Genomic DNA, 15,159 nt, shown 5'->3' on the forward strand with positions numbered 1-15,159 from the left:
GAACACATTGTTCAATTTTGAACGCTGAAGTAAGTTACGCGCCGTGAGGCACAGTCCAAGGAAGTACCGTTGCCATGAAAAATGAACCCCTGAGCCTCTTTGCCTTCGACGTTTTCGCTCCTGCCCACCTGACGTCGGGATCCTGGCGGAACGAGGCGGACCAAGGCCACCGCTACACTGACCTCCAGTACTGGACGGGCGTGGCGAAGATGCTTGAGGACGCGGGCTTCGACGGGATCTTTTTTGCCGACAACGTCGGTTACCACGACGTCTACGCGGGCTCCGGTGATGAGGCCCTTCGCGATGCGGCCCAGTTCCCCATCAACGACCCCACCGTGCTGATCAGCGGCATGGCCGCCGTGACGAAGCACCTGAGCTTCGGCGTTACCTGCTCGGCAACGTATGAGCCGCCTTACCTGCTGGCCCGCCGCTTCAGCACCCTGGATCACCTCACGTCCGGCCGCGTCGGCTGGAATATCGTTACCTCCTACTCGGAAGCTGCCGCCCGGAACCTTGGCAAGCAGCAGCAGCTCAGCCCCGAAGAGCGCTACGACATGGCCGATGAGTACATGGATGTGGTCTACAAGCTCTGGGAGAGCTCCTTCGAAGAAGACGCTGTCATCCACGACGCCAAGGCAGGGGCCTACGTCGACCCCGCCAAGGTCCACCCGATCAACCATGTTGGTACGCACTTCAACGTTCCGGGGTTCCACCTGTGCGAGCCCTCCCCGCAGCGCACGCCCGTGCTGTTCCAGGCCGGCTCATCTTCCCGGGGTATGGCTTTCGGCGGGAAGCACGCCGAAGCAATCTTCATCCAGAGCACCTCGGTGGAAGGTGCCAAGCGCACGGTCGCGAAGGTCCGCCAATCCGTAGCAGACGCAGGCCGGGATCCCCGCGACATCAAGGTCGTTGTCCTGCTGACCGTCGTTGTGGCCCCCACCGACGAAGAAGCCCAGGCCAAATACGACCAGGCCGTAGCCAACGCACCCATTGAAGGATGCCTGGCGCGGTTCAGTGGTTGGACCGGCATCGACATGTCCACCTACGACCTGGACGCTCCGCTGAAATCCGTGGGGACAAAGGCTGCCCAGTCAATGGTGGACATGTTCTCCAAGGCCGACCCTGACCGTGACTGGACCCCGCGCCAGATCGCTGAGTTCCTCGCTGTCGGCGGCAGCGGCTGCACCATTATCGGCTCACCGCAGACGGTGGCCGCTGAACTGCGCCGGTGGCGCGACGAGGCTGACGTCGACGGAATCAACCTCAGCTACACCACCAAGCCCGGGAGCTGGGAAGACTTTATCGAACTGGCCCTGCCTGAACTCCGTAACCAGGGCATTGTTTCCCCGGCACGCGCACAGGACCAGGAACCCACCACCCTCCGCGAAAAGCTCTTCCCGGGCCATCGGTACACCTTGGATGGTCACCCCGCTACCAAGCTCCGCACGGAGCGGCTGACCGGCGCCAAGCACTGATTGTTCCCCGCTGCACCACTGCACGAAAAGAGGAGAGTTGCACATGGCTGAACACGCTGACGTGGTCGTCATTGGGGCCGGTCTGGCCGGCCTTATCACTGCCCGGGAGCTGAGCAACCGCGGACACGGCGTGGTTGTCCTGGAAGCCAGGGACCGTCTTGGTGGCCGCGTGTACACCGAGCAGCGCCTCGGCAGGACACTGGAGCTCGGCGGGAACTGGCTGCACTGGACCCAGCCCCACGTCTGGGCCGAGGTTACCCGCTACGGTCTGGAGGTCTCCCGCGGTCCGCGCTCGGAGGAAACGTACTGGCTGGCCGGAAACGAGGTGCGCCGCGGCAACCTGGATGACTTCATGAAGCTGATCGACCCGGGCATGACCCGGCTGCTCGAAGACACCATGAAGTGGTTGCCCCGCCCCGACGCACCGCTGACGGTGGAGAACCTGGCCGAGGTGGACCAGTACAACCTGCAGGAGATGCTGGACAAGCTTGACCTCTCCGAAGACGAGCGGAACGCGAACGAGGCTGCCTGGGTGGGCCACTTCAACGCTCCGCTGGATCAGTGCGCCTACGTCAATGCCCTGCGCTGGACCGCCGGGTCATCCGGGCACTGGCACCTGATGCACGAGGCCTCGGCGATTTACCGCCTGAAAAACGGCAACGACTCCTTGGTGAATGCGATCGCCGGGGACGCGAATGCGGACATCCGCCTCGACGCCCCTGTCACCGCCATCCGCCACGACAGCGACGGCGCCACCATCACTTATGGCAACGGCCAGGAAGTCCGTGCCAGGAAGGTGGTCATTACGCTGCCGCAGAACGTGCTGCACAAGCTGGACGTCCAGCCCGCCTTGTCCGAGGGCAAGCTCGCCCCCAGCCGGGAAAAGACGGCGTCCCAGGGTGTCAAGGCCTGGATCCGGGTCAAGGGCCCGATCAAGCCGTTCTTTGCCTACTCGGCCCAGGACAAGCCGCTCTCGGTGATCCGCACCGAGTTCGTCGGGGAGACCGACGCTGTCCTGGTGGGCTTCGGCGCCGACGCGAACCGCATCGACGTCGCCGATCCCGTGCAGGTCCAGGAGGCCATCAAGGTATGGCGCGACGACCTGGAAGTCCTCGAGGTCACCGGGCACAAGTGGGGTGAAGACCCGTACGCCGAGGAAACCTGGCAGATCCAGCGCCCCGGCCAGCTCACCAAGTATCACGCGGCCCAGCAGGCCAGCGAAGGCGTCCTGCACTTTGCCAGCAGCGACACCGCCAACATCTGGGCCGGCTTCTTCGACGGCGCCATCGAGTCCGGCCTGCGTGCCGGCCGGAACGTCCATGCAGAACTCAAGGAACAGCCATGACCGCGCCCTTACTGGAAGCCCGCCGGATCGATTCCGACACGTACCGTTCTGTCATGCGTCACCTGCCTACCGGGGTCGCAGCGATCTGTGCCACGAACCCCGTCACGGGCGCAGAGAACGGGATGATTGTTGGCACCTTCGCCTCGTTGTCGATGGACCCGCCCCTGGTGACCTTCAGCGTTACGCATACTTCTACGAGCTGGCCGAAGATCTCCGAGGCGGACATATTCGGTGTGAGTCTGCTTGCCGAGGACCAGCAGCAGGTCTGCCGTGCGCTGTCCGCCAAGGGGGACAACAAGTTCAGCAGCATCTCGTGGTCCGAGTCCCTGTGGGGAACGCCGCATATCCGCGGCTCGCTTGCCTGGTTTGACTGCCGCATCGAACAGCAGTTCACCGCCGGGGACCATATCGTCGTCATTGCCAGCGTTCTGGAAATGACCTCAGGTGAGGGCGCACCCCTCATCTTCCACGGCGGCACCTTCGGGACCTTCTCCGAAAGCCGCCCCACCCCCCACTCATAGACGGGCAAAGCCGCCCACACCAGAGCCAATGAAAGAACCCTGATATGGATATCACGCCAGCAACAGAAAAAACCCCGGACACGGACATTACACCCGCCTACTACCGGCAGGTTCTCGGCAAGCTGCCCACCGGCGTCACAGCCATCACCGGAGTCAACGACGACAAAGAGAAACTCGGCCTCGTGGTCGGAACCTTCCAGTCGCTGTCACTGGAGCCCCCTCTGGTCATGTTCTGCGTGGACAAGTCCTCCTCGAGCTGGCCGAAGCTTCGCAAGCTCAAAAACTTCACGGCCAACATCCTTGCCGACGATCAAATCCCCATCTGCCGTTCTCTTTCGCGCAAGGGGCCCGAAAAGTTTGAAGGCCTGCCCTGCACGGACGGCCCGCTTGGAACTCCTCATCTTGACGGCGCCATTGCTTACATCGACTGCGTCGTCACAGCTGAAATCGTCGTCGGCGACCACTACATGGTGGTCGGCGCCGTCACCCACATGTCCGAAGGCAGCGGCGATGCCCTGCTGTTCAGGGGCGGCAAGTTCGGCCAATACCAGCCCATTCAGATCCCCACAGAAGCAACAAGGAGCGCATCATGAGCACCAGGCAGGAAACCATCCTCAAGGCCTGGAACGGCGCATGGGGGACCGGTGATCTGTCCTCCTTCGAGCGGATCCTTGCCCCCAACTACATCCGCCGGTCCAAGTCAGGAACCGAGGATTTCGCCAGCCTCCAGAACACCATCAAGGACATGCACACCGCATTTCCGGACTCCACCGTCGAGATCCTGCAGATGGTCGAAGACGGCGATCGGGTAGCGATCCACTGGCAGACAAAAGGCACGCACAAGGGCCCGTTCATGGACGTTCCCGCCACCGGCAGGGACGTTACCGTATCGGGCGCGTCATTCCTCCGCTTTGAAAACGACAAGCTCGCCGAAGAGTGGGTCGTCTGGGATCCCCGCGAACTTCTGTCAGCCCTCGGCATATGGCACTTGGGCAACTGAGCAAGAAGCCCTCACAACTTTTGACACTTCAACACGCGCTGGCCGGGAACATTGCCGTACCGGCCAGCAACGGGAACTGACCCGAAAGGAACTCCATGTCCACTATTTCACTTGAGGACATCGCGGGCACTCTCCGCGCAGCCAGACTCCAAGGCGAATCCATCGCTGCCCCCACCGAATCCTGGCCAGCACTGGACGTGAATGCTGCATTCGAGGTCCAGAAGATCAACGTTGAGCACGCCATTGCGAACGGCGACCGCCTGGTCGGCTACAAGCTCGGTAACATCGCCAAAGTCATGCAGGACGCGTTTGGCCTCGACCAGCCGGACTACGGGCACCTGCTTGCCAGCACCTTCGCCTACGAAGGTACCGCGCTCGAACTGAACAAATTCATCGAGCCCTTTGTCGAACTCGAGCCGGCGTTCCTGCTGCGTAAGCCCCTCCGCGGGCCGAACACCACCGTTGCAGATGTCATCGATGCCATCGAATACGTCTTGCCGGCCATCGAAATCATTGACTCCCGCGTCAAGGACTGGGCAATCAGCCTTCCGGACACCCTGGCCGACAACGGCTCAACCGGTGCCATCCTCCTGGGAGGCACACCAAGGCGCGTGAACGAAGTGAACCTCAGCAACACCCGCGGTGTCCTGAACTTCAACGACCGGGAGATCATCTCCGGAAACACCCGCAACATCCTGGGTAATCCGTTTGCCGCTACAGCCTGGCTCGTAAACCGCCTGGCCGAGTACGACGTTGAGTTCCAACCCGGACAGATCATCCTGCCCGGCAGCTGCCTCAAGGCAGTGCCGATGCGGGAAGCCGGCCACTGGTCCGGCACCTTCGAAGGCTGGGGCACCATCGAATTCGATGTAACCCCCTGACTTTTGACACCAATAGCCGTGGCCGGTCCGAAAGGACTGGCCACGGCCATTTCATTTCGGTGCCGCTGCAGCCGACACCTACCACCAATCAAGGGACAGCCATGCGCCTTGCCAACATCACCAACCGGTTGATGCTCATCACCCCGGATGACCGGGTCATAGACGTCTCAGCCGCCACGGAGGGAACATTCAGCCCGGCCATCCAGGAATCATACGAACGCTGGGACGAACTCAGGGAAGCCGCCAGCAACCTGGAGGGCGTCACCGGAAGGCCTCTGGCCGAGTTCACACCAAAAGATTTCTTCAGTCCGGCACCCCAGCCGCGCCAGGTCTTTGCCATCGGCCTGAACTACGCCGCCCACGCCGCAGAAGCATCTTTGGCTGTGCCGGAAGACATCACGGTATTCACCAAATTCCCCGGTTCCCTGGCTGGCCCCTACGGGACCATCACACTGCCACCAGGAACCGTGGACTGGGAAGTCGAACTCGTCGTGGTCATCGGCCGCGGCGGCCAGGAGATTCCTACTGGCAGCGCATGGGACCACGTCGCCGGGCTGACTGGCGGACAGGACCTGTCCGAACGCACACTGCAGGCTTCCGGGCCAGCACCCCAGTACAGTCTTGCCAAATCTTTTCCTGGATTCGGCCCGCTGGGCCCCATGCTTGTCACCCCTGACGAATTCGATAACCCTGACGCTATCGATTTGGGGTGCACGATCAACGGCGAACAGGTCCAGGCCGGCAACACCTCCGACATGGTCTTTTCCGTTCCCGAAATCATCGAGCGGCTGTCCAAAGTCACCCGGCTCTTTCCGGGGGACATCATTTTCACCGGCACCCCACCGGGAGTGGGTGTAGGACGCGTCCCCCAGCGGTTCCTGCAGGCGGGCGACGAACTGGTCACCTACGTGCAGGGGGTCGGTGAAATGCGCCACCTACTGGCGGCCCGGGGCTAGGCACCCGGCACCTGTGCCCGAACTGGCAAAGGGAGCAGCGGATGTATCCGCTGCTCCCTTTGCTTCCCGGAAAGACGTCGTCAATCCGTTACCCGTTAGGCGTTAGACGCTGGCTTCTGCCTTCTCAATCAGCCCGTCGATCAGCCGGTTCAGGTGCCAGGGGTTTTCGTCCTGCAGGGGTGCGGGGAGGAGTTCCTGGGGGATGTTCTGGTAGGCGACGGGGCGCAGGAAGCGGTTGATGGCGAGGGTGCCGACGGAGGTGGTGCGGGAGTCGGAGGTGGCGGGGAAGGGGCCGCCGTGGACCATGGCGTGGCCTACTTCGACGCCGGTGGGCCAGCCGTTGATGATGATGCGGCCTACTTTCTGTTCGAGGGCCGGGATCAGGGGCGCCGCGGTGGGGTAGTCCTCTTCGGTGAGCTGCAGTGATGCGGTGAGCTGGCCTTCGAGCCTGTTGATGGCCTCGATCAGGTCCTCAGAGCTGGTGTAGCGGATGACCAGGGACGCAGCGCCGAAGATCTCCTCGTGCAGGACGTGGTTGGTGACGAAGTCCCTGACCTGGGTCCCGAAGATCGTAGGTGCCGGGGCGTTCTTGGTCGCACCTTCCAGTCCCTTCCCAATAAGGTCTACGCCTTCAGCGCTGCCGAGGGCTTCGGTACCGGCGTTCCAGGAGCCGGCGATGCCTTCGGTGAGCATGGTCTGGCCGGAGCAGGCGGAAACAGCGCGGCCGACGGCGGCAGCGAGTTTGTCCCCTGCCTCACCTTCAGGGGCAAAGAGCAGGCCGGGGGAGGTGCAGAGCTGGCCGGAGCTTCCGGTGACGGCGGTGACGTACTGCTGCGCCAGGGCATCGATTTCGCCTTTGAGGGCGCCTTCGAACACGAAGACCGGGTTCAGGGAGGACATTTCGGCGTAGACCGGGATGGGCTCGCGGCGGGCGGCCGCGGTCTTCATCAGGGCGATGCCGGCGGCCTGGGAACCGGTGAAGCCGACCGCCTTGATGGCGGGGTCGGCGACGAGAGCCTGGCCGATGCTGGCGCCGGGCCCGTAGACCAGGGAGAACACGCCGGGGTGCAGGCCGAAGTCCTTGACAGCCTTGACCACTGCCTGACCGACGAGTTCACCGGTACCGGGGTGGGCATTGTGGGCTTTGAAAACCACGGGGCAGCCTGCGGCGAGGGCTGAAGCTGTGTCACCGCCCGCCGTCGAGAAGGCGAACGGAAAGTTGCTGGCGCCGAACACGGCGACGGGGCCCAGCGGGATCTGGCGCTGCCGGATGTCCGCCCGGGGAAGCGGGGTGCGGTCCGGGATGGCAGGGTCGATGCGGACGCCGCGGAAGTCGCCCTGGCGCACCACCCTTGCGAAGAGGCGCAACTGGCCGGTGGTCCGGGCACGTTCGCCCTGCAGGCGGGCGGAGGGAAGCCCGGTTTCCTGGCCGGCCCGGGCGATGAGTTCCTCGCCGATGGCCTCGATGTTGTCCGCAATGGCTTCGAGGAATCCGGCGTGGATTTCCGGATCCAGCGTGCTGAAAGACGGATAAGCCTCAGCAGCCGCGGCGGTAGCCAGCTTGAGCTGGTCCCCGGTGATCAGCGAATACGCGGGATCGAGAGCCTGATTCGTGGCGGGGTTGAAACCGGATGCGGTCCCGTTGTCGCCGACGACCTGCTCTCCAGCAATCAGTGAATGTCCATTAAGTGGCATTGTGGTTCTTTCTTACGATAGCGGTTGATTTTCTGCGAGCCGGTGGCAACCAGTCGTCAGACTGTTGATCCGCGCCGGTGTTGGAGCTCTTTGGCTTGGGATGTGCGGCGGTAGACGGCAATATTGTCTGTTTTGTGGATCATCGCTCGGCCGCCGCCGTCTCTGTGGATCCAGAAGACACTTCCGTTGTGGCTCCGAATATCGACGTTTCCGGAGGCCGTCACTGTGCCTGCGCGGTAGAGGAGCACTTTGTCTCCTGGTTCAAGGACCGTCCAGTTGCCGACCAACTCAAGGGCGGGCGTGGGCTGGTGGCTTACCTTGTGGCTGACTGGCCGTCGCATTCCTGTCCTTTACTGGTGGGTATCGTCGCTGCCGCTGTCGGCATCTGAGGGCCTCTTCCGCCTGCGCAGTGGCAGGGGGCGGGGCTGAGGCAGGCGTAGTTTTCTAGGTTCGGCGGGCGGCCGGAAGAATGCGGTGACAGCTTTGTCAGCAGTCCGTGCAACTGGCCGAACGGGAGAGGCAGTATTCATTTATTGAACATCGTATTCAATTTTACGTGTTACCCCTGTCACTGTCAAAGGTTGAGTCGACCTATCATCTGGCCGGATGACGGTGTCCGTTACCGCTTGGGCCCCGTTTCCGCAGACCCCGTTTCCATCGCACGGCGTTGGGAGATGCGGTTGGTTGTGCAGTGGCAAAAGGCCCGTAACACGCGGCCGATGCGTATTACGGGCCTTTCATTGAGCCGTCAGCCAGTAGGGGATGGCTTGAGACGGGTTACTTCAGCCATTCGTCGGCTGCTTCCCGGTTTTCCGGGGTTTCGAGCCACTTTTTTGCCCCCTCGACAGGGTCCTTGGCTTCGCTGACGGCCAGCATCAGTGAGGCGTACTGCTCGTCAGTGAGCTTGGATTTCTCCATCCAGCCGCGAACTTCTCCGTGCTTTTCAGCGAATTCCTTGGAGAGGACTACGTGCGAGCCATCGGCGGCCGGCCAGCCCTGGCGGTCGTCCTCGAGAGCTTTGACCTTCATGGCTGCGAAGGCCCAGTGCGGCTTCCAAAGAGCTACGACTACCGGCTTGTTCTCATCTACTCCGCTCTTGAGCGCGGCGAGGGCGGCCGGGGTGCTGCCTTCGACGATGGCGAGCTTATCGGTGGCTTCGTATTTCGCCAGGACGTCCGGGAGAATCTTCATTTCGCCGGATCCTGCTTCGATCCCGATGATTTTGGATTCATACTTTGCCGCGTTTTGAGCGACCTCGCTAATGGTGTTTTCCTCGACGAATTCCGGCACAGCCAGTACGAGTTCGTCATTGTCGAAGTAGGGCTTGTCGAGGATGACAAGGTCGTCCTTGTACTTGTCGATGTAAGCCTGGTGCGTTGATGGCAGCCAGGCGTTGAGGTAACCGTCCAGGTCTCCCCGCGCGATGCCTGAGAATCCGGCGGCGAGATCCACGCTCGTGGTCTTGACGGAATACCCCTTTTCTTCCAGGAGTACGGACCACAGGCCAGTCACGGACACGGTGTCGTCAAATCCGGGAACGGTGGCGAAGTTGACGGTCTTGTCGCCGTCGCCGCCTTGCCCTGCGGGGGCTACTCCGGAGCAGGCACTGACGCTGACGGCGATGGCTGCAACAGCAAGGGTGGTTTTGAGCAGGTTTTTCAAAGTTGGCTCCTCTTGGGTTGTGATGGTTGTTTACTGAACCGCTGGGGTTGCATCAGCGCTGATGCGTGGGGTGGCAGCTTTGGCGGCGGCGCGTTCCTTCCGAAGCCGGCTGCTCTTGCGCAGCACGCCGGCCAGCGAGCTGGCGCCGCCTGTGACGCGGTCCAGGTACACGGCGAGGATGACGACGGCGAGGCCGCCTTCGAAGCCGCGGGCTGTGTCGAGCTGGGCGACGCCCTGTACGACGACGCCGCCCAGTCCGCCTGCTCCGACTAGTCCGGCGACGACAACCATGGACAGGGCCAGCATGATGACCTGGTTGACGCCGACCATGATGGACGGGAAAGCCAAGGGGAGCTGGACGTCACGGAGGATCAGGCTCTTCTTTGCGCCGAAGGCCTGTGCCGCTTCCAGCAGTTCGGAGTCGAGCTGGCGGATACCAAGCTCGGTGAGGCGCACGGCGGGTGGGATGGAGAAAACGATGGTGGCCGCGATGCCGGGTACCGTTCCCACGCCGAAGAAGAACACAGCCGGTATGAGGTAGACGAAAACGGGCATGGCCTGCATGAGGTCCAGCACCGGTCGCATGACGGCGCTGACGGAATTGCTCAGCGCCGCCCAGATCCCAAGCGGGATTCCGATGAGCAGGGCAACGGCCACCGAAACAAGGACGATGGAAAGGCTGGCCATGGTTTCCAGCCACAACCCCATGGAGAGGATGAGCAGGAAGGCGACTGCGGAAAAGATCGTGATACCGAGGCTGCGGGTCATGAAAGCGGCCAGGGCGGTCAGCAGGGCGATAATGACCAGCGGATGCAGGGCTACCAGTCCGAACTCGACTCCGCCGACGATTTGGCTGGTCAGCCACGCGACGCCGTCGAAGAACCAACCAAGGTTCGCGAGGAACCAATCGATGAGGGATTCAAACCACCCTCCGACATCAAGATTCATTTGACGGACTCCTTCGGGGAGAGTGCGGCGAAGACTTTGTTCGCGGTGAGTTGGCCGATGACCAGGCCTTGTTGATCGGTGACGTGGAGGCGATCGCATCCGGCAGCGAAGATTGGGAGCAGATCGGCGACGACGGTGTTTTCGGTGACGTGTTCCACCCGTGATGAATTGTTGGTGGTGACGGGCCGGGCGCCGGTGCTGCAGTTGTCTTCGTGGTCGGTTCCGGCGAACGGCTCGGTGAGCATACCGGCGTGCAGGACTTTGCTGCGGTTCACCTCCGCGACGAATTTTTCGATGTAGGGATCAGCGGGGGTTTCCAGAAGATCCAGGGCGGTTCCGCGCTGGATCTGCCGGCCTTCCTTCATCACCATGATCTGGTCCCCGAGGTACATTGCCTCGTCCAGATCGTGGGTGACGAACACGATGGTCTTTTTGAAGTTGCGCTGCAGTTCGATCAGGAGCTGCTGCATGTCTTGGCGGATCAGGGGGTCGAGGGCACTGAAGGGCTCGTCCATGAGCAGGATTTCCGCGTCGGTGGCCAGCGCGCGGGCCAGCCCGACGCGCTGCCGCATGCCGCCGCTGAGCTGGTCGGGCATGGCGTGTGTCCGGTCACCGAGACCCACGAGCTTCAGGGCTTCGGTGGCTTTTGCTTCACGCGACTGTTTGTTGACGCCGCGCACTTTCAGCCCGAACGCCACATTGTCCAGCAACGATTGGTGGGGGAACAATCCGAAGTGCTGGAAGACCATATTGATGGTCTCGTTCCTGAAGGACCGGAGTTTCGCGGGATCCAGCGCTCCGACGTCTTTTCCATCGATGACGATGGAACCTTCGGTGGTGTCGATGAGCCGGTTCAGCATCCGGATGATTGTGGATTTTCCGGAACCCGACAGCCCCATGATGACGAAGATCTCGCCTCGCTTGACCTCAAAGGAGACGTCGTTGACGGCCTTGAAGCCGGCGTGCTGCGGGGGCTTCCTGCGCAGCCAGGACGTGCTCTTGGCTGGATAAAAGATCTTGGTGAGGTGCTCCACCTTGATGAAGGGGACTTCGGAATTCATAGCTTCCTTGCGATGATCGTGTGTCGGTGCCTCGAGGTGCATGGCGTTCACGGATTGCTCCTGACTTCGTTGTCTGGGCTGGAGATGTTCATGGCTTAGGTATGTGCGGCCGGGGGTGTGGGCCACTGGTTGTAGTCTCCGAACTTTCCACCCCGGAACAGAAGGGCGTCGCCTGCGGCCGGCCTCCATGACCTTTACGGCTCCGACGATCATGAAGTGGTCACCGGCGACCACCTCGGAGAGCACTTCGCAATCGATCCAGGCCGTCGAGCCCTGGATCCGGGGGGTACCAAGGACGCTCCCCTCGTAGTCAATGCCCTGGAACTTGTCCTCGCCCTTGCGGGACAGTGCCTTGCAGACACCGAGCTGTTCCGTGGAGAGGATGTTGGCCGTGAATCGTCCCAGGGACCGAAGGGCAGGCCAGGTGCTGGAGGACTTATCCACGCAGAAGGTGACAAGTGGGGGCTCCAGGGACAGCGACTGGAAGGTTCCGACGACGAAGCCCAGGGGTTTGCCGTCGCCGGTTAGGCCGGTGATCGCGACGACCCCTGTGGGGAGGAGGCCGAAGACCTGGCGGTAGTCGCCCGGGGTGATGGTCGCCGGCAGGGTTGTTGAAGTCATGATTGGTCTCCGGGGAGGGATTTGGCGGTGAAGGAATCGCGGTAGACAGCTCCCGGGTGGTCGGCAGCAAGACGCGCCTGGCCCGAACCGAAAAGGTTTTCGCGCAACGTGGACCCCTCGTAAGCGGTGCGCATGACACCCCGTCGCTGAAGTTCGGGGACGACGTACTCGGTGAAGTCCTTGATGTCCTGGTACTTGACCGCGTGGGCTACGTTGAAACCATCGATTCCAGTTCCTTCCATCCAGGACATCAGCTCCTCGGCCACCGTTTCTGGTCCGCCGACAATCACCGGCGCTGTTCCTCCGATGCCGATGTACTCTGCGATGTCCCGGGGCGTCCATTCCTTCTCCGGATCCATCTTTGAGAAGATGTCCACCATCGTCTGGCCGGCGTTGGTTTTGACGTGGCGCAGGGGGACGTCCGGGTCAACGGTGGACATGTCCAAGCCGCTCCAGCCGCTGTAACGGGCCATGGCGCCTTCGTAGGAGACCAGTTTGCGGTACTCCTCGTACTTCTGCTGCGCTTCGGCATCTGTGGGGGCGCTGATGACAGTGATCATCTGCAGTACTGCAATGTGGGCTGGGTTTCGTCCTGCTTCAACGGCCTGCCGGCGCAAGGCGTCGACCTGTTTCTTGAGCCCCGGCTTTGAGGTGGCGTTCATGAAAACCGCTTCCGCAGTGGCAGCGGCCAGGGCGACACCGCGGCTGGAGCCGCCCGCCTGGAAGATCACCGGGGTGCGCTGGGGTGACGGTTCGCAGAGAAATATGCCGGGTACCGTGAAGTGCTTGCCGGAGTGCTCGATGGGGTGGACCTTCTCAGGGTCGATATAGGTGGAGGAATCCGGGTCCACCACTGCTGAGCGCTCTTCCCATGATGCTTCCCAAAGTTTCAGGGCGACGTCGATGAATTCCTCGGCCACCTCGTACCGGTCGTCATGGGCGCGCTGGGCGCCCGTGCCGAGGTTCCTCGCGGCACTGTCCGCGTAGGAGGTTACGACGTTCCATCCAATACGCCCCTCGGTGAGGTGGTCCAGGGTCGCGAACTTCCGGGCCAGCGAGTAGGGGTGGTCGTAGGCAGTGGTGGACGTGACGCCGAACCCCAGGTGTTTGGTGGCTGCGGCCATGGCGGGAATAGCGAAGGCGGGATCGTTGGCCGGGATCTGGGCCGCATCTTTCAGCGCAGCGTCCACGTTGCCGCGGTAGACATCGTGGTAACCAACGTTGTCGGCAAAGAATATGCCGTCGAAGCAGGCCTGTTCCAACATGCGCGCATAGTCAATCCAGTACTGCACCGACTTGTACTGGCTGCCACGATCCTGGGGGTGCCTCCACAGCCCGGCTGAAAGGTGCGCCGGTCCGGCGAAGTCGAAAGCGAAGAGTCTCATTTGGGTCATAAGGTGACTTTCTATATGTTCACAAACTGAACAGATTGATTAAGGACTGAACAAAAGAATAGAGTGGTCGAGGTCACATCGTCAATAGGCGCTTACCGGCTGTGAAACAAGGTCAAAATCAGGAGACAAAGAGATGGCACAGCAACGGTGCACGGGAGAGCTGGCATATGGGGCTGTGGGCTGAACTGGCCGGATGGTGCGGGGCCGTGGTTGTCCTCGCGGGCTATGCCGCCTTTTCCCTCGGATGGATAGGCAATGGACGGATCTTTCAGTTGTGCAACCTTGGCGGCTCGGCGGCCCTTTTGGTGAACGGCAGCTATCACGGTGCGTGGCCTTCAGTGGCCTTGAACCTCGCGTGGGGAGGCATTGCTGCCGTAGCGTTTATTCGCCTTCAGAGAACGTCCGGAAGAAGCGCACACGGCCGGCGCAGCGAAGGGGCACCGGGCCCTGTCGAGTCAGCGGTGTCCCCCGAACGCCTCCATCAATGGAAGGAAACGATGTGACCCTGGCGAAGACCATGGCCGCGGCCGTGCTCACCGGCCACGGCGGGTTGGAAAGATTGAGTATCGGACCGACGTAGCGGTACCCAGGCCCCGCCCCGGCGAGGTGCTCATTAGAGTGGCCGCCGCCGCCCTCAACAACACAGATATCAACACACGGATTGGTTGGTATTCCAAGACCGTGGCATCGGCTACCAGCGCCGGAGGCAGGGCCGGCTTTCCTGGCATCAGCGCTTCCGACGCAGCATGGTCGGGCGAACCGCTGACATTTCCACGGATCCAGGGCGCTGACGTCTGCGGGATTGTCGTTGCTGTTGGTGAGACTGTGCCGGAGAAACGGATCGGTGAACGCGTCATCGTTCGGAACATGTTGCGCAGCTACGTGGGCTACCGCCCCTTCGAATGCTGGACTCTTGGCAGTGAATGCGACGGAGGCTTCGCCCAGTTCACAGTGGCACCGGCGAGGGAAACCCATGCCGTGAACTGTGACTGGACCGACGCGGAGTTGGCCGCCATTCCCTGCGCCTATTCCACCGCCGAAAACATGCTGCACCGCGCCGGCGTCGGTGCAGAGCGCGTGCTCATCACCGGCGCCTCCGGAGGAGTTGGCCTTGCCGCCGTCCAGCTGGCCAAGCGCCGGGGAGCCACCGTCATCGCCGTCTGCTCCCCGGCAAAAGCTGACCTTATCCTTGCCCAGGGGGCCAACCGTACCCTCAACCGTGGAGGCGACCTGGTCGGCGCGCTTGGCAAGGGCTCTGTTGATGTCGTGCTCGACGTGGTGGGAGGGTCGCAGACGGCGGACCTTTTGGAACTGCTCCGCCCCGGGGGTCGTTACGCAATTGCCGGCGCCATCGGTGGCCCTCGCGCCGAAATCGATCTAAGAACCGTGTATTTGAAAGACCTTCGCCTTCTGGGATGCACCCTTTCAGGATGACGAGGTATTCGAACACCTCGTGCGCTACATCGAACGCAATGAGATCCGCCCCGTAGTCTCAGGCATCTATCCGCTGGTCGACATTGCCCGGGCGCAGACAGAGTTTCTCGCCAAACAGCATGTCGGCAAGCTGGTCCTTATCCCTCCGCCTGTCCCCGGAAGGTAA

Annotated in this window: 15 protein-coding genes; 10 read left to right on the forward strand and 5 right to left on the reverse strand. The window is 62.2% G+C overall.

The genetic code is table 11. The annotated features are described in order from the left end of the window. The first annotated feature begins 74 nt into the window (after nt 1-74). The 7 genes from AC5RUU_RS16785 to AC5RUU_RS16815 all read left to right on the forward strand — a co-directional run bounded on the left by AC5RUU_RS16785 (nt 75) and on the right by AC5RUU_RS16815 (nt 6,178). Nucleotides 75-1,475 (forward strand): LLM class flavin-dependent oxidoreductase, encoded by a 1,401-nt coding sequence (locus AC5RUU_RS16785; protein ID WP_493976342.1) that lies wholly within the window; start codon nt 75-77, stop codon nt 1,473-1,475. Between the two features lie 43 nt (nt 1,476-1,518). Beyond that, complete coding sequence (locus tag AC5RUU_RS16790) at nt 1,519-2,820, forward strand: flavin monoamine oxidase family protein (protein ID WP_493976343.1); 1,302 nt, start codon at nt 1,519-1,521, stop codon at nt 2,818-2,820. Continuing rightward, the gene (locus tag AC5RUU_RS16795) at nt 2,817-3,341 is read left to right on the forward strand and encodes a flavin reductase family protein (protein WP_493976344.1); all 525 of its coding nucleotides are present in this window, start codon (nt 2,817-2,819) and stop codon (nt 3,339-3,341) included. The genes AC5RUU_RS16790 and AC5RUU_RS16795 overlap by 4 nt, the downstream gene beginning before the upstream one ends. A 44-nt stretch (nt 3,342-3,385) precedes the next feature. Beyond that, the gene (locus AC5RUU_RS16800) at nt 3,386-3,934 is read left to right on the forward strand and encodes a flavin reductase family protein (RefSeq protein ID WP_493976345.1); all 549 of its coding nucleotides are present in this window, start codon (nt 3,386-3,388) and stop codon (nt 3,932-3,934) included. Continuing rightward, on the forward strand, nt 3,931-4,341 hold the full coding sequence (locus AC5RUU_RS16805) for an ester cyclase (protein WP_493976346.1): 411 nt from the start codon (nt 3,931-3,933) through the stop codon (nt 4,339-4,341). Before AC5RUU_RS16800 ends, AC5RUU_RS16805 begins: the two co-directional genes overlap by 4 nt. A gap of 95 nt (nt 4,342-4,436) precedes the next feature. Beyond that, the gene (locus AC5RUU_RS16810; protein ID WP_493976347.1) at nt 4,437-5,222 is read left to right on the forward strand and encodes a 2-keto-4-pentenoate hydratase; all 786 of its coding nucleotides are present in this window, start codon (nt 4,437-4,439) and stop codon (nt 5,220-5,222) included. Nucleotides 5,223-5,323: 101 nt separating this feature from the next. Continuing rightward, complete coding sequence (locus tag AC5RUU_RS16815) at nt 5,324-6,178, forward strand: fumarylacetoacetate hydrolase family protein (protein ID WP_493976348.1); 855 nt, start codon at nt 5,324-5,326, stop codon at nt 6,176-6,178. A 102-nt stretch (nt 6,179-6,280) separates the two neighbouring features. Here AC5RUU_RS16815 and AC5RUU_RS16820 read toward each other — a convergent pair whose 3' ends face one another. The 5 genes from AC5RUU_RS16820 to AC5RUU_RS16840 all read right to left on the reverse strand — a co-directional run bounded on the left by AC5RUU_RS16820 (nt 6,281) and on the right by AC5RUU_RS16840 (nt 13,559). Then, nucleotides 6,281-7,873 (reverse strand): aldehyde dehydrogenase (NADP(+)), encoded by a 1,593-nt coding sequence (locus AC5RUU_RS16820; RefSeq protein ID WP_493976349.1) that lies wholly within the window; start codon nt 7,871-7,873, stop codon nt 6,281-6,283. Between the two features lie 777 nt (nt 7,874-8,650). Next, a complete protein-coding gene (locus tag AC5RUU_RS16825; RefSeq protein WP_493976350.1) occupies nt 8,651-9,535 on the reverse strand; it encodes a glycine betaine ABC transporter substrate-binding protein in 885 nt (294 codons plus the stop codon). A 30-nt stretch (nt 9,536-9,565) separates the two neighbouring features. Next, nucleotides 9,566-10,483, reverse strand: coding sequence for an ABC transporter permease (locus AC5RUU_RS16830; protein WP_493976351.1), 918 nt, complete (start codon nt 10,481-10,483; stop codon nt 9,566-9,568). After that, nucleotides 10,480-12,165 (reverse strand): betaine/proline/choline family ABC transporter ATP-binding protein, encoded by a 1,686-nt coding sequence (locus tag AC5RUU_RS16835; protein WP_493976352.1) that lies wholly within the window; start codon nt 12,163-12,165, stop codon nt 10,480-10,482. Before AC5RUU_RS16835 ends, AC5RUU_RS16830 begins: the two co-directional genes overlap by 4 nt. Then, nucleotides 12,162-13,559 (reverse strand): LLM class flavin-dependent oxidoreductase, encoded by a 1,398-nt coding sequence (locus AC5RUU_RS16840; RefSeq protein ID WP_493976353.1) that lies wholly within the window; start codon nt 13,557-13,559, stop codon nt 12,162-12,164. Before AC5RUU_RS16840 ends, AC5RUU_RS16835 begins: the two co-directional genes overlap by 4 nt. 167 nt (nt 13,560-13,726) lie before the next feature. Between AC5RUU_RS16840 and AC5RUU_RS16845 the strand changes: the two genes are divergently transcribed. The 3 genes from AC5RUU_RS16845 (at nt 13,727) to AC5RUU_RS16855 (ending at nt 15,159) form a co-directional block, all read left to right on the forward strand. Then, complete coding sequence (locus AC5RUU_RS16845) at nt 13,727-14,062, forward strand: CBU_0592 family membrane protein (RefSeq protein ID WP_493976423.1); 336 nt, start codon at nt 13,727-13,729, stop codon at nt 14,060-14,062. Between the two features lie 115 nt (nt 14,063-14,177). Next, complete coding sequence (locus AC5RUU_RS16850) at nt 14,178-14,993, forward strand: zinc-binding dehydrogenase (RefSeq protein ID WP_493976354.1); 816 nt, start codon at nt 14,178-14,180, stop codon at nt 14,991-14,993. Between the two features lie 19 nt (nt 14,994-15,012). Then, nucleotides 15,013-15,159, forward strand: coding sequence for a hypothetical protein (locus AC5RUU_RS16855; RefSeq protein ID WP_493976355.1), 147 nt, complete (start codon nt 15,013-15,015; stop codon nt 15,157-15,159).

It is taken from the genome of Arthrobacter sp. K4-10C (assembly GCF_059090085.1).